We start from the raw sequence: 14034 nt of genomic DNA on the forward strand, positions 1-14034 counted from the left end.
TTCCATAGCGTTTTCCCGGTAGTGGCATGGATGCTGCTACGGCCTGAGAGTCGGCCAGGTGCTGCCCTCATCGGCCATTACCCTCAGGAAAACGTCTATGTACAAGAAACTGTTGCCCGGGACATTGTGTGCGGCTGTAGCGTTCGGGGCCGCCGGCTTCGCTCAGGCCGAGGGCTTGACCCTGAAGGGCCCTGCGAAAATCGCCATGGTCTACATTAGCCCGCGGAATGATGGCGGCTGGACTCAGGCATTCGATGAGGCGCGCGTGAAGCTTGAAAAGGATCTGGACACAAAAATCCAGTTCGTTGAAAGCGTGCCCGAGAACGCCGCTGCCATTACCCCAGTGGTCGACCGGCTCATCGCGCGCGGTGCCAATATCATCGTCGGTACTGCATTCGGTTACTCAGATACCTTCCTTGCGCTGGCCAAAAAATACCCTGATGTCGCGTTCCTGAACGGCTCGGGCACCACCAACGCGGCGAACCTCGAATCGTTTTATGGCCGTACCTACGAGAGCCAGTACCTGTGCGGCATGGCCGCTGGTGCTGCGTCGAAAACCGGCAAGCTGGGCTTCGTCGCCGCCAACCCGTTCGGCCAGGTCAACTGGACCATCAACGCCTACGAACTGGGTGCCCGGCAGATCAATCCGAAAGCCACCGTCACTGTGGTTTATACCGGCGCCTGGAATGACCCGGTCAAGGAGCGCGCGGCAACCATGGCATTGATCGACAACGGCGTCGATGTGGTCGGCCAGCACGTCGACAGCCCGACACCGCAGATCGTCGCTCAGGAGCGCGGCATTCCTGGCACCGGCCACCATCGGGATCTGAGCGAGTTTGCCCCCAAGGCAACCGTCTGTTCTTCGTTGTGGGTCTGGGACCGCTTCCTGGGGCCAGAGCTCAAAAAGGTCATCGCGGGCAACTGGACCCCGCCTGCCAACGGTGCACTGCTGTCGATGCAGCAGGGCGGCACCGATATCACGCTGAGCAAAGACCCGATCATTTCGGAAGACAATCGCAAAAAGATCATGGCCGAGCGTGACGAACTGCTGGCAGGCAGGAAAATCATCTACAGCGGACCGCTGGCGGACCGTGACGGCAAGGAGCGGGTTGCGGCCGGTCAGCAATTGTCTGACCCGGATCTGTGGAAAATGGACTGGTTTGTCGAAGGCGTGAAGACTCAGCAATGAGTCAGGTCAACGCGCTGCAACTCACTGGCATCAGTAAATCGTTCGATGGATTCAAGGCGCTGATCGATGCCGACTTCACCGCCTGTTGGGGCGAAGTGCATGCGTTGCTGGGCGAGAACGGTGCAGGCAAGTCATCACTGATGAACATTGCAGCCGGGCTGTACGCACCGGAAACCGGCACGCTGCTGCTGGACGACAACCCGGTTCAGCTTCAGGGGCCCAGGGACGCCAGTCGTTACCGGATTGGCATGGTTCACCAGCATTTCAAGCTGGTGAAGCCCTTTACAGTGGCGCAGAACATTCTGTTGGCGCTGCCTGAGCAACCGGGCGAAGGCAGCTATCGAAAGCGTCTGCGTGCGCTGGAGCAAGAGATTGTCAGCAAGGCGGACGAACTGGGGTTTGCGATTGACCCGGCCCGGACCGTCGACAGCCTGTCGGTTGCCGAGCAGCAGCGCGTCGAGATTCTCAAGGTGCTGCTGGCCGGTGCGCGCATTCTGATCCTTGATGAGCCGACCGCAGTCCTGACCGATCAGGAGGCCGAACGTTTGCTGCTGACCGTTCAGGCCTTAGCGCGGCAGGGCGCTGCGGTGATTCTGGTGACGCACAAGATGGCCGACGTCAAACGCTATGCCGACCGTGTGACCGTGATGCGCGGCGGGCGCACCGTGCAGACTGTTGACCCGCAGAAGGTGAGTGTCGAGCAACTGGTGCAACTGACCGTGGGCGAGTCGGTGCCGGTCGCAGAACATCATTGCGCAACGCCTGGTGAGGTTCGTTTACAGGTACGCGATTTGCGCAGCGTCGGCAGCGGCGCACTCAACGGCGTGAACATGACCCTGCACGCCGGGCAGATCTACGGTATTGCAGGCGTTGGCGGCAATGGTCAGGCCGAACTGGCCAACGCATTGATGGGGCTGCCGCAGGCCACCGAGGGCGAAATCCACATGGCCTCTTTTGGCGACCTGCGCAGTGCGTCGGCTGATCAGCGTCGGCAACTGCGCATCGCTTCCATCCCGGCGGACCGCTACGGCGCGGCGCTGGCCGGATCGCTGTCGGTAGCCGAGAACTTCGGCATCGGCAACATCCATAGCGGGCAATACGGTTCTTTCTGGCGTCTGGGCTACAAGCGCCTGAAACAGGACGCGCAACGCGCAGTGGCGGACTTCGATGTGCAGGGCGTGCGCTCTCTCGATCAGAAAGCTGCACTGCTGTCGGGCGGCAACGCACAGAAACTGGTGATCGCCCGTGAATTCAGCCGCGACCCGCAATTGGTGCTGGTGCATAGCCCGAGCCGTGGCCTGGACGTGCGTGCCACACAGGCAGTGCATGCCCGCCTGCGCGCGGCACGCGATGCAGGCGCTGCGGTGCTGGTGATCAGCGAAGACCTGGACGAAGTATTGAGCCTGGCTGACCGTATCGGCGTAATGAACGGCGGGCGTGTCGTCGCCGAGTTCGATTACCCCGCTGACCGTCAGGCTATCGGCAAAGCGATGGTGAGCCATGAGTGACACAACTGCATTGCAACACACTGCTCCGGCACGCCAACCGTTGCTGTCGCGCCGCTACACGCTGGAACTTCGTCAGCAGACTGGCTGGCCCTTGCAGGCGCTGATCATAGCCCTGGCGTTGCTGGTCGGCCTGGCGATCTGTACCACTATCCTGATTCTTGCCGGGGTGCCTGCTGACGAGTTGCTCAACGAATTCGTCGTTCAAACGGTGTTCGATGCCCAAAACTTCAAGGCTGTGCTGTTTCAGGCGTCGCCGATGATTATGGTCGGCCTGGCCGGGTGCATGGCGTTTCGTGCGCGCTTCTGGAACCTGGGGCTGGAGGGCCAGATGATCTGGGGAGCGATTGGTGCCACGGCGATTTCGCTGTTCCAGGTGGGGCCGGAAGTTCTGCGCCTGCCGCTGATGATGGCGGCGGCTGTGATCTGCGGGTTGCTGTGGAGCCTGGGGCCGGTACTGTTGAAGCTCAAGTGGCAGGTCAACGAGATCATCTCGACCCTGATGCTCAATTACATCGCCGCCAACTTCCTTCTGCATCTGGTTTATGGCAGTTGGAAGGACCCGCGAGACAACTTTCCCTACTCGCCTGCGTTTCAAAGCTTTGAGCGTTTGCCTGATCTGTTTGCGGGGTATAACGCAGCGATCCCCCTGGCGCTGTTGGTCACCGGCCTGACCCTGTGGTTTGTCGGTGTCTCGCGGGCCCGGCTGTACCTGCGCTTCGTCGATGCCAACCCGAAGGTCGCCGGGGCTGTGGGTGTGCCGGTGCGCAAGATGATCATCGGCACTGTGCTGCTTTCAGGTGCACTGGCAGGGCTCGCAGGTTTCGTTGTGACGTCCGGGCAGGAAGGGCGCCTTACCCAGTCGTTCTATCAGGGCTACGGTTTTTCCGGGATTCTCATCGCCTTTCTGGCCCGCAATAACCCGGTGGCCGCCACCGTGGTCGCGCTGCTGATCGCCATGCTGTTCGTGGCCGGGCGCAACCTGCAGGTGTTCTATCAGATTCCGTTTTCGATGGTGCAACTGATCCAGGCAATCCTGGTGATCTGCGTCGCGTCGTCGGACTTTTTCATCCGCCATCGCCTGCGGCGCATTCAGGCAGGAGAACGTTGATGGAGCTTATTTCCCACTGGTTGGGCAGCGCACCGGATTTCGCCGTGCCGTTTGCGCTGGCCGCACTGGGCCTGATCCTCATCGAGCGCAGCGGTGTACTGGCGCTGGGCGTCGAGGGGCTGATGCTGGTCGGCGCATTGGCAGGCATCGGTATGCAGTTGAGCCTGGGCTCGCCTGGTCTTTCGCTGCTGGCGTCGATGGTGGCGGCAGGTCTGGTTTCGTTGCTGTTTGCGCTGATGGTGTTGGTGCTGCGGATCAATCAGGTGATTGCCGGCCTGGCGCTGGTGTTCTTCTGTCAGGGTTTGACCGGGCTGCTGGGTACGCTGCTTGGCTGGACCAACCGGCCAGTCAGCGGCTTGCAGGCGGTCGAGCTGTGGCCGTTGTCCGAGCTGCCTGTGGTGGGCCGGGTCTTTGTGCAGAACCCGTTGGTGTACCTGACCGTGGTGATTTTCATCGCGGTGGTCTGGCTGCTCGATCGTACGCGCACCGGGCTGCGTCTGCGCGCGGTCGGCGAGAACCCGCAGGCCGCCGATGCCGCAGGCATTTCTGTGTTGGGTTACCGCCTGGCGGCAATTGTCGCCGGTTCTGCATTGATGGGGCTGGCGGGCGGCTTCATTGCCGTACTCAGTACCAAGATGTGGATCGCGGACATGACAGGCGGACGCGGCTGGATTGCGGTTTCGCTGGTGATCTTCGCGCGCTGGTCGCCCTGGCGTGCGTTGGCCGGTGCTTTGCTGTTCGGTGGCATCGAGGCGCTGATTCCGCAATTGGCGGCTACGGGGGTGCGCCTGCCTCAGTATTTCGTCTTGATGACGCCCTACGCGGTCACGTTGTTGGTGATGGTCTGGGTGGCAAGCGTCAAGCGTCAATCCAGCAGTCAGCCGGGTGCGTTGGGCGAGCCTTATATTCGTGAGGAACGACGCTGAGCAAAACACGTCAAGCGCCGTAATACGGGCGGTTCAGCAGGGGTTAAGGAATTTTTGACAGCCGGCATGCTCTAATCCGGTTACCAGCGTTCGTCAAAACCAGGAGTTCCTGAATGTTTACCTCGCGTCGTTTGATCATTGTTGCCACCGCCGTAGCCATGCTGTCGGGCTGTGCAACATCCAATCCCTATGACAATCAAGGCCAGGCGCAAAGCTCCGGTGGCATGAGCAAAACAGCCAAGTACGGCGGACTCGGCGCATTGGCCGGTGCAGTAGCAGGTGCCGCCATCGACCACAATCATCGTGGCAAGGGCGCATTGATTGGTGCTGCCGTTGCGGGCGCTGCATCGGCGGGGTATGGCTATTACGCAGACAAGCAGGAAGCAGCATTGCGCGCGAGCATGGCCAATACTGGCGTCGAGGTGCAGCGTCAGGGCGACCAGATCAAACTGATCATGCCGGGTAACATCACGTTCGCAACGGACTCTTCGGCAATCGCCAGCAGCTTCTATTCGCCGCTCAACAACCTGGCGAATTCGCTCAAGCAGTTCAACCAGAACAACATTGAAATCGTCGGTTACACCGACAGCACCGGCAGCCGCCAGCACAACATGGACCTGTCGCAACAGCGCGCACAAAGCGTTGCGACGTACCTGACTTCGCAGGGCGTTGATCAATCGCACCTCTCCGTGCGAGGCGCGGGCCCCGACCAACCGATTGCCAGCAACGCCGATGTCAATGGCCGCGCCCAGAACCGCCGTGTCGAGGTAAACCTCAAGCCGATTCCGGGTCAGCAGTACTGATCAACAACGTTGCGTCGCGGGTTGGTTGAATGCGGGGCAAAGTGGGAGCGAGCTTGCTCGCGAAGGCGATGGCTAAAACGCTAGTTTTGCGGCGGCCTTTATGGCCTTTTCGCGAGCAAGCTCGCTCCCACGAGTCACTATCAATGCTGTGCTGGATACTGCTCATTCAGCAGGTCCAGCAGCCGGTCTTTTTCTTCCCATAGCGCATTGATCCACTGCTGGAATTCCAGGCGGTACTCGCCGTCCTGGTCGTAATTTTTGCCGAGAAACTGCTGCGGGATTTTGATCTCTTCGAAGTGGGCAACCACTTCCCTCACGTTACCGCACAGCAGGTCCCAGTAGCCGGGTTGTCCGCCAGGGTAATGGATGGTCACGTTGATGATCGACTCCAGCTGTTCGCCCATCGCATCGAGCACGAAGGCAATGCCGCCAGCCTTGGGTTTGAGCAAGTGGCGGAAGGGCGAGTTCTGCTGCGCGTGCTTACCGGCGGTGAAGCGCGTGCCTTCTGCGAAGTTGAAAATCCCCACCGGGTTGTGACGAAACTTCTCGCAGGTGCGGCGGGTGGTTTCCAGATCCTTGCCTTTCTTTTCCGGGTGTTTCGCAAGGTACGCCTTGGAGTAACGCTTCATGAACGGAAAACCCAACGCCCACCACGCCAGACCGATGATCGGGACCCAGATCAACTCCTGCTTGAGGAAGAATTTCAACGGACGAATGCGTCGGTTGAGCACGTATTGCAAGACCATGATGTCGCCCCAGCTCTGGTGATTGCTGGTGACCAGATACGAGTGTTTGTAATCGAGCCCTTCCAGCCCGCTCAGGTGCCAGCGGGTGTGGCAGAGCAGTTTGATCCAGGCATTGTTGTTGCCTATCCAGGTTTCATGGATGTGGCTCATCAGCCAGTCGGTAAAGCGCTGTGCCGCAGAGAAGGGCAGGCAGATCTTGAGGATCGTGACCGCGAACAGCACCGTGCAACAGACGATGGTGTTCAGCGCCAATAACAGCGATGCGATGACGCCGCGCAACGGGGCAGGCAGGAAATCCATGAAGGAGATGGCTCCGGAAGTTGTCGAAAGCCGCAGATGGGTCTGCGGCATCATGAGTAGGCATCAGGACAGCGTGTCGGCCTGTATCGCCGTCAGTGCGATGGTATAGACGATGTCTCCACCTGTGCGCCACGTGGCAGGTCGTTCACCGGCTTGCGCAGGCCTTGCAGCATCGGGCCAAGGCTTACACAGTCGGCACTGCGTTGCACCGCCTTGTAGGTGGTATTGCCAGTATTGAAGTCCGGGAACACGAACACGTTGGCACGTCCTGCCACCGGGCTGTCCGGGGCCAGCTGTCGGGCGACATGTTCGTTGGCGGCCGCATCATACTGCAGCGGCCCGTCGATCAATAGATCGCGCCGGGTTTCCCGTGCCAGTTGCGTTGCTTCGCGGACCTTCTCCACTTCTTCGCCGCTGGCCGAGTTGCCGCTGGAATAGCTGATCATCGCTACCCGTGGCGAAATGCCGAACGCAGTGGCTGAGTCGGCGCTTTGCAAGGCGATCTCGGACAGCTCGCTGGCACTCGGATGCGGGTTCATGATGCAGTCGCCGTACATCAGCACCTGCTCGGGGAACAGCATGAAAAATACCGAAGACACCAGCGTGCAGCCCGGCGCGGTCTTGATCAGTTGCAGGGCCGGCCGGATGGTGTTGGCGGTGGAGTGAATGACGCCCGATACCAGCCCGTCGACTTCGTCCAGCGCCAGCATTACGGTGCCGATGACCACCGGGTCTTCGAGCTGTTGCTCGGCCATGGGCGCGTTCAGGCTTTTGTTTTTGCGCAGTTCCACCATCGGCGCAACATAGCGCTCGCGAATCAGCTCCGGGTCAAGAATCTCCAGCCCCGGTGGCAGCTCGATACCGTGTGCCTGAGCCACGGCCTGAACTTCCTCGGGTCTGGCCAGTAACACACAGCGCGCGATACCGCGCGCCTGGCAGATGGCCGCCGCCTGAATGGTCAGCGGTTCGTTGCCTTCGGGCAGGACAATACGCTTGTTGGCTGCCTGCGCTCGCTGGATCAGTTGATAGCGAAACACGGCAGGCGACAGGCGCAGCTCGCGGGGTGTTCCGCAGCGCTGGTGCAGCCAGCCGGCGTCCAGATGGCCGGCCACGAAATCGGTGATGTTTTCCGCGCGCTCGCGGTCATCGATGGGGATTTCCTTGTTTAACTGATTGAGCCGGTTTGCCGTGTCATAGGAACCGCTGCTGACCGACAGCACAGGCAGACCGGCCTGGAATGCACCTCGGCACAGTTCCATGATGCGCGGGTCGGGCACGGTATCGCTGGTCAGCAACAGGCCCGCCAGCGGTACGCCATTTATTGCCGCCAGGCTCACTGCCAGAATGATGTCGTCACGGTCGCCCGGCGTCACGACCAGCACGCCCGGCTTGAGCAGTGGAACGGTATTGAGCACCGTTCGGGCACAGATAATGATTCTGGACATGCGCCGCTGATCGTAATCGCCTGCGTTGAGTACCTGCGCGCCTAGCAATTCGGCCACATCACGAGTGCGCGGCGCATTGAGTTCAGCGCGATAGGGAATGCAGCCCAGCAGTCGGAAATCGCCACTGCGCAGCAGTGGAGAGTGCTCTTTCAGGCGAGAGGAGAAGACTTCCATGCTCTCTTCGGTGCGCACCTTGTTGAGTATCACGCCCAGCACCTTCGGGTCCTTGGGGCCACCAAACAGCTGGGCCTGCAATTCGACCCTGCCCGACAGCTCGGCAAGCACTTCGTTTTCCGGGGCAGAGACCAGAATGACGTCAGCATCCAGGCTCTTGGCCAGATGCAGATTGACCCGCGCGGCATAACTCGCGCTGCGGGTCGGGACCATGCCTTCGACCACCAGCACGTCCTTGCCGACAGCTGCCTGTTGATAAAGATTGATGATCTCTTCGAGCAGTTCATCCAGTTGACCATCGCCGAGCATGCGCTCGACATGCGCCAGCCCCAGAGGCTTGGGCGGCTTCAGGCCGTGGGTGCGGGCCATCAGTTCGGTCGAGCGCTCGGGGCCCAGATCGCCGGGGTGCGGCTGGGCAATCGGTTTGAAAAAACCTACTTTCAAGCCTGCGCGCTCCAGTGTGCGCACCAGGCCCAGGCTGATAGAGGTCAACCCCACGCCGAAGTCAGTGGGGGCGATAAAAAAAGTCTGCATACTGGCTTCTCGATTGAGCAGTGCAAGGGTCGGAGCACATAGGGAACAGCTGCTGACCAAAAAAGTCCGGAAATCGTCTAACGCGATTTCTCTGCGGCAAGACTATCGTTATCTGCGGCGTTAGCACACCAGCCGCAGCGAAAGGCCTGACCTGTCATCTGTTGGCGTTTTATCGGGTCAAGAACCCAGGCTCGCGACTGCCATGGCGGCTGATGGCGCAGGTGCTGAGTGTGGCCGCAGGACAGCACGGCAATCCAGTGCCCTTCTTGATCCTGTTGCAAGTTGATAACAGTTGAACCTTCCATTCTGGGCCGTTTGTCAGAGTTGCGTTCGCTTTCGGGCGATTGCTTGGTTAAACTTGCTCGTTCTTCAATCTTAAGCAAAAGGTCTTGTCCCCATGCCGATCGCCGCCAATAAGGCTGTCTCCATTGACTATACCCTGACCAACGACGCTGGTGAGGTCATCGACAGCTCTGCCGGTGGTGCGCCGCTGGTTTACCTGCAAGGTGCAGGCAACATCATCCCGGGCCTGGAAAAGGCGCTGGAAGGCAAGGACGTCGGTGACGAGCTGAAGGTAGCCGTCGAGCCGGAAGATGCCTATGGTGAATACTCCGCCGAACTGGTCAGCACCCTGAGCGCCAGCATGTTCGAAGGTGTCGACAAACTCGAAGTCGGCATGCAGTTCCACGCATCCGGTCCGGACGGCGGCATGCAGATCGTGACCATCCGCGATCTGGACGGCGATGACGTTACTGTTGACGGCAACCACCCGCTCGCGGGCCAGCGCCTGAACTTCGACGTAAAGGTTGTGGCTATCCGCGATGCCAGTGAAGAAGAAATGGCTCACGGCCATGTTCACGGTGAAGGCGGTCATCAACACTGATTTGTGCTGCTAAGCTCAGGTCACTGAAAAGGCGCCCTGGCTGTTCTGCGATGACGACTTTCGTTACGCGTGCGGTCACGGTGCCTTTTTTCAGGCTGTGGCTTTGGGTTACTTGTTTCAAAAGGGGTTCTCATGAGTGCTTTTCACGACATCAAATTGAAAGCGCTGGGTGGTCAGGAACTGCCGATGGCGGGTTTCAAGAACAAAGTGGTTCTGTTGGTCAACGTCGCGTCCAAATGCGGGCTGACACCGCAATACGCAGCACTTGAAAACCTCTATCAGCAATACAAGGACAAGGGCCTGGAGATTCTCGGGCTGCCGTGCAACCAGTTTGCCGGGCAGGAACCGGGCAGCGAAAAAGAGATCGCCGAATTTTGCGAACTCAATTACGGCGTGACCTTTACGCTGGGTGAAAAACTCGACGTCAATGGCCCTGACCGGCATTCGCTTTATCGCCTGCTGGCTGGCGAAGGCGCCGAGTTTCCCGGGGATATCACCTGGAATTTCGAAAAGTTTCTGGTCGGCAAGAACGGTGGCGTGAGCGCGCGTTTCTCTCCGCGTACTGCACCGGATGATCCCGCAGTGATTCAGGCCATTGAAAAGGCCTTGGCACAAAGCTGATCACCTCGTCGAGGTAGCACCGGGTTAGCGTGTGCTTGCCCGGCTGTCTTGCGCCTTGGCGGCTTTTGCACTCAAATCAGCCAAATCAATAGTACTGTGCCAGCGCTGATGCCCAGCGATATTCTGCGCGCCTGATCCGGCGCTTGTCGCCGTAGTGCAATCGACCATTTTTCCGGAGTTTCGCATGTCGGTAGAAGCCTTGTTTACGCCTTTCCGTCTGGGCAGCCTGGAATTGTCGTCGCGGGTGGTGATGGCACCCATGACCCGTTCGTTCTCGCCGGGACATGTACCCAACTCAAAGGTGATCGAGTACTACCGGCGTCGCGCGGCGGCAGGTGTCGGGCTGATTGTCACCGAAGGAACGACGGTCAACCACAAGGCTTCCAACGGCTACCCGAACGTTCCGCAGTTTTTTGGTGATGCGCCACTGGCGGGCTGGCGCAAGGTTGTTGAGGCGGTGCACGCAGAGGGTGGCAAGATCGTCCCGCAACTCTGGCACGTCGGTGCGGTTCGTCGTCCCGGTACCGAGCCGGACGGTAGCGTGCCTGCCTATGGGCCGATGGAGAAGGTCAAGGACGGTCAAGTGCTGGTGCATGGCATGAGCAAACAGGACATTGATGATGTTGTGGCCGCTTTTGCCCAGGCCGCTGTCGATGCCAAGGCGATTGGCATGGACGGTGTCGAAATTCATGGGGCCCACGGTTATCTGATTGATCAGTTCTTCTGGGAGGGCAGCAATCAGCGCAGTGACGAGTACGGTGGCAGCCTGGCCAACCGTTCGCGGTTTGCCATCGAGCTGATCAAGGCAGTGCGCGTCGCGGTAGGGGCGGACTACCCCATCATCTTCCGTTTCTCACAATGGAAACAGCAGGATTACACCGCACGTCTGGTGCAGACGCCCGAGGCGCTGGACGAATTCCTGCAACCGCTGGCTGACGCCGGAGTGGATATCTTCCATTGCTCTACGCGTCGTTTCTGGGAACCCGAGTTTGAAGGCTCTGACCTGAACCTCGCAGGCTGGACGCGCAAACTGACCGGTAAACCGACCATTACCGTCGGCAGTGTCGGGCTGGACGGTGAGTTTCTGCAGTTCATGGTCAACACCGATAAGGTCGCACAGCCTGCCAGCCTGGAAAATCTGCTGAAGCGGCTGGGCAACGACGAGTTTGATCTGGTTGCGGTGGGACGTGCCTTGCTGGTCGACCCGGACTGGGCATTGAAAGTGCGTGAGGGGCGCGAGCAGGACATCCTGCCATTCAGTCGAGAGGCACTGACGACACTGGCCTGATCTTATTGGTAGCTGCCTGCCTGGTCTCTTTGGTATTTACAGGTTTTTCGCCCGGGCAGGCCTCACGCAGTTGTCGTTCGAACTGATCGATGATCGCCGTCCAGCCCTGGCGACTGGCGTGTTGACGGGCATTGAGGCGCACCCGGCGCAACGTTTCGCTGTCTTCCAGCAACCAGCGTGCTGCGTCGATGAACGCCGCCTCGTCACCCGGCATGGCCAAGGCCCCATTGTGGCCATGACGAATATGCTGTCCGGCAGCGGCTTCGTCGTAAGCAACCACACCCAGCCCTGAGGCCAGCGCTTCAAGGACCACGTTGCCGAACGTTTCGGTCAGGCTGGGGAACAGAAACATATCTGCCGAGGCATAGTGCATGGCCAGCACTTCACCGCGTTGAGTGCCGCAGAAGATCGCATCCGGGATCTGCTGCTCAAGCTGCTGGCGCTGAGGCCCTTCGCCGACAACAATCAGTTTGATATTACGTTGCGGGTAACTGTCCTTGAGCGTTTCGAAGCTGACTTTGAGCAAGCCCAGGTTTTTCTCGGGTGCCAGGCGGCCGACGTGTATGACGCCGATATCACCTGCTTGCAGGCCCCAGCTTTCGCGCAGAGTCTGCGAACGCCTGGACGGGGTGAACAACTGGCTGTCGACGCCGCGAGACAGCAACTCGATCCTTTCAAAGCCGCGCCGCTCCAGTTCCACCTTCTGGCTGATGCTCGGCACCAGCGTCATGCGCGAGCGGTTGTGGAACCAGCGCAGGTAGTGGGTCAGCAGCCGGGTGATAAAACCCATGCCGTATTGCTGTGTGTACTGTGGAAAGTTGGTGTGAAAGCCACTGATCACCGCTATACCCAGACGCCGCGCTGCCCGTAGCGCCGACAGCCCCAGCGGGCCTTCAGTGGCGATGTACAACACATCCGGTCGACGCCGCTGCCAGCGGCGCAGCAGTTTGTGCATCGAAGACTGACCCCATTGCAACCCTGGATAGCCCGGTATCGGCCAGCCCCGGCACAGCAACAGGTCTTCTGCGGCACCTGCATGGGTCTCGTCATTCTGGCGCGGCCGAACCAGCTCGACCCTATGCCCGCGCAACCGCAACCCTTCACAAAGACGCCCCAGGGTATTGGCAACGCCGTTGATCTCGGGAATGAAGGTTTCAGTAATCAGGGTAACGTTAAGAATTTTGCTCATGCGAGCAGTTTCGGCTGGTTACATTTCGGTTATGTGGCGGTTGTGTGAACTTCAAGTGGCTTCACATCAACCGCCCCGATTCATCTCAATCGGCGATTTTCAGGATCGGCGATTCGCTCCATGGCTGCAGGTTTTGGCAGAAATCCCTGGTCGTCGACCACAGATCTGAGCTGCTCAAGGCTCATGTTTTCCATAAAAAAGGTCGAGCGGGGCTGGATATGTTTGCCTAGAGTGGCAGGTTCGGCCGCTGTAAGGTCTTCGACCCTCTGGCTCAATATCTGAGCAAACCTGCCTGATCGCGATTGCGGGAGTGTTTCAAGACCTGCAGGTCGGTTGGTATTGATGGGTTTGACTGTTGCGGTGTTTACGATGTTTTCCATTGCTCTATGGCTCCTGTTGTCCAGACGCAACAGAGCAAGCGCAATGCCAATATTGATATATTAGTTTGGTCCTACACGCTTGAGCCGAGTGGGCAGGGTGTTAATTTTTTTGGCCTACAGAGACGGCCTACATGAAATTTTTTGAAACGCTGGCAACGTTTGTTCTTTAGCGGCAACCGCTTGCCGACTGTCAGGTAGACGAGTTTGGTCATGGTTGTAAGGCTTGAGGTTTTTGTTTGTAGGAAGCTTCTTTATAGCTATATTTTTTGCAGGGTTTTGATTCGTCTGATAGCATTCGCTCTCTTTTCAAAGGGATATGAAATGTCAGATTTAATGTATGCGCCACCGAAAGCCAGCCTGGAAAAAGATGAAACGGACAGTAGAGGTCCGGAATTTTATGTCGTGTCTCTAAAGAAATTCTTCATTCTGTATCTTTTGACATCGGGCTTTTTCGCGATTCACTGGTTTTATCGAAACTGGTCGCTGAACAAGAAATTTTCAGGCAGTAAGGTGTGGCCCGTTGCGCGTGTGATCTTCGCCGTTATTTACGCCTTTCCACTATTTCGCACTGTGGACAAAAGTCTGCGGCGACAGGGTCGTGGTCACATGGCGTACTGGGCGATTAGCGGCCTGGTGTTGCTGGCGTTGACTATTGCGGGGATGGTGCTTTCGCAAGGTGTTTCCGGGCATGTGCAATTCAAACCGGTCGGCGGCTGGCTGGTATGGGCGGTTCTGCTGGCCACTGCGCAAACATTTAATTTAATGCTGATGCAGTCGAAGATGAATGCCGCGGCGCTTGATCCAGACGGAAGTACCAACTCAAGATTGACATGGGCCAATGGCCTATGGATTCTTGCCGGGTGTGCTGGGAGTATCAGTTTTTTTGTGTTCGGGCTGGTTAGGGCCTGCCGTCAGGCAGGCCCTTGTTTTACCAGCTCGG

Annotated in this window: 13 protein-coding genes and 1 pseudogene; 9 read left to right on the forward strand and 5 right to left on the reverse strand. The window is 58.9% G+C overall.

Annotation, left to right across the window (positions count from 1 at the left end):
• Positions 1-97: 97 nt before the first annotated feature.
• From AO277_RS22805 to AO277_RS22825, 5 genes are all read left to right on the forward strand, one after another.
• A complete protein-coding gene (locus AO277_RS22805; RefSeq protein WP_044318859.1) occupies positions 98-1189 on the forward strand; it encodes a BMP family ABC transporter substrate-binding protein in 1092 nt (363 codons plus the stop codon).
• Positions 1186-2697 (forward strand): ABC transporter ATP-binding protein, encoded by a 1512-nt coding sequence (locus AO277_RS22810; protein ID WP_044318860.1) that lies wholly within the window; start codon positions 1186-1188, stop codon positions 2695-2697. Before AO277_RS22805 ends, AO277_RS22810 begins: the two co-directional genes overlap by 4 nt.
• On the forward strand, positions 2690-3805 hold the full coding sequence (locus AO277_RS22815) for an ABC transporter permease (protein ID WP_044318861.1): 1116 nt from the start codon (positions 2690-2692) through the stop codon (positions 3803-3805). Before AO277_RS22810 ends, AO277_RS22815 begins: the two co-directional genes overlap by 8 nt.
• The gene (locus tag AO277_RS22820; RefSeq protein WP_002552200.1) at positions 3805-4731 is read left to right on the forward strand and encodes an ABC transporter permease; all 927 of its coding nucleotides are present in this window, start codon (positions 3805-3807) and stop codon (positions 4729-4731) included. Before AO277_RS22815 ends, AO277_RS22820 begins: the two co-directional genes overlap by 1 nt.
• A gap of 113 nt (positions 4732-4844) precedes the next feature.
• Positions 4845-5534, forward strand: coding sequence for a YiaD family glycine zipper/OmpA-like lipoprotein (locus tag AO277_RS22825; protein WP_005733218.1), 690 nt, complete (start codon positions 4845-4847; stop codon positions 5532-5534).
• A 140-nt stretch (positions 5535-5674) separates the two neighbouring features.
• On the opposite strand, the gene yihG is transcribed toward AO277_RS22825, so the two are convergent.
• The 3 genes and pseudogenes from yihG to AO277_RS22840 form a co-directional block, all read right to left on the reverse strand.
• The gene (yihG, locus tag AO277_RS22830; RefSeq protein ID WP_044318862.1) at positions 5675-6580 is read right to left on the reverse strand and encodes a 1-acylglycerol-3-phosphate O-acyltransferase, YihG family; all 906 of its coding nucleotides are present in this window, start codon (positions 6578-6580) and stop codon (positions 5675-5677) included.
• A 63-nt stretch (positions 6581-6643) separates the two neighbouring features.
• Positions 6644-8733: pseudogene (gene pta, locus AO277_RS22835) on the reverse strand (phosphate acetyltransferase).
• A gap of 77 nt (positions 8734-8810) precedes the next feature.
• The gene (locus tag AO277_RS22840) at positions 8811-9116 is read right to left on the reverse strand and encodes a DUF3565 domain-containing protein (RefSeq protein ID WP_005733216.1); all 306 of its coding nucleotides are present in this window, start codon (positions 9114-9116) and stop codon (positions 8811-8813) included.
• A 14-nt stretch (positions 9117-9130) separates the two neighbouring features.
• On the opposite strand from AO277_RS22840, the gene AO277_RS22845 reads away from it, so the two are divergent.
• The 3 genes from AO277_RS22845 to AO277_RS22855 all read left to right on the forward strand — a co-directional run bounded on the left by AO277_RS22845 (position 9131) and on the right by AO277_RS22855 (position 11525).
• Complete coding sequence (locus tag AO277_RS22845; protein WP_002552205.1) at positions 9131-9616, forward strand: FKBP-type peptidyl-prolyl cis-trans isomerase; 486 nt, start codon at positions 9131-9133, stop codon at positions 9614-9616.
• A gap of 132 nt (positions 9617-9748) precedes the next feature.
• Positions 9749-10237: a glutathione peroxidase gene (locus AO277_RS22850; RefSeq protein WP_044318863.1), complete on the forward strand. Its 489-nt coding sequence runs from the start codon at positions 9749-9751 to the stop codon at positions 10235-10237.
• A gap of 184 nt (positions 10238-10421) precedes the next feature.
• Positions 10422-11525, forward strand: a complete 1104-nt coding sequence (locus tag AO277_RS22855; protein WP_044318864.1) for an NADH:flavin oxidoreductase — start codon at positions 10422-10424, stop codon at positions 11523-11525.
• Here the strand turns inward: AO277_RS22855 and AO277_RS22860 are convergent.
• Both AO277_RS22860 and AO277_RS22865 read right to left on the reverse strand, forming a co-directional pair.
• A complete protein-coding gene (locus tag AO277_RS22860) occupies positions 11494-12714 on the reverse strand; it encodes a glycosyltransferase family 4 protein (protein WP_002552207.1) in 1221 nt (406 codons plus the stop codon). The two genes, AO277_RS22855 and AO277_RS22860, sit on opposite strands and share 32 nt — an antisense overlap.
• Before the next feature lie 80 nt (positions 12715-12794).
• Complete coding sequence (locus AO277_RS22865; protein WP_044318865.1) at positions 12795-13094, reverse strand: hypothetical protein; 300 nt, start codon at positions 13092-13094, stop codon at positions 12795-12797.
• 321 nt (positions 13095-13415) lie between these two features.
• Between AO277_RS22865 and AO277_RS22870 the strand changes: the two genes are divergently transcribed.
• A partial coding sequence (locus AO277_RS22870) for a hypothetical protein (RefSeq protein WP_257214248.1) occupies positions 13416-14034 on the forward strand: 619 nt, incomplete at its 3' end.

The organism is Pseudomonas amygdali (assembly GCF_002699855.1).
GTDB classification, from domain to species: Bacteria; Pseudomonadota; Gammaproteobacteria; order Pseudomonadales; family Pseudomonadaceae; genus Aquipseudomonas; species Aquipseudomonas amygdali.

Coding starts and splice junctions, on each gene's coding strand:
- AO277_RS22805 (WP_044318859.1), top strand. CDS start 98: ATGTACAAGAAACTGTTGCCCGGGACATTGTGTGCGGCTGTAGCGTTC.
- AO277_RS22810 (WP_044318860.1), top strand. CDS start 1,186: ATGAGTCAGGTCAACGCGCTGCAACTCACTGGCATCAGTAAATCGTTC.
- AO277_RS22815 (WP_044318861.1), top strand. CDS start 2,690: ATGAGTGACACAACTGCATTGCAACACACTGCTCCGGCACGCCAACCG.
- AO277_RS22820 (WP_002552200.1), top strand. CDS start 3,805: ATGGAGCTTATTTCCCACTGGTTGGGCAGCGCACCGGATTTCGCCGTG.
- AO277_RS22825 (WP_005733218.1), top strand. CDS start 4,845: ATGTTTACCTCGCGTCGTTTGATCATTGTTGCCACCGCCGTAGCCATG.
- yihG (WP_044318862.1), bottom strand. CDS start 6,580: ATGGATTTCCTGCCTGCCCCGTTGCGCGGCGTCATCGCATCGCTGTTA.
- AO277_RS22845 (WP_002552205.1), top strand. CDS start 9,131: ATGCCGATCGCCGCCAATAAGGCTGTCTCCATTGACTATACCCTGACC.
- AO277_RS22850 (WP_044318863.1), top strand. CDS start 9,749: ATGAGTGCTTTTCACGACATCAAATTGAAAGCGCTGGGTGGTCAGGAA.
- AO277_RS22855 (WP_044318864.1), top strand. CDS start 10,422: ATGTCGGTAGAAGCCTTGTTTACGCCTTTCCGTCTGGGCAGCCTGGAA.
- AO277_RS22860 (WP_002552207.1), bottom strand. CDS start 12,714: ATGAGCAAAATTCTTAACGTTACCCTGATTACTGAAACCTTCATTCCC.
- AO277_RS22865 (WP_044318865.1), bottom strand. CDS start 13,094: ATGGAAAACATCGTAAACACCGCAACAGTCAAACCCATCAATACCAAC.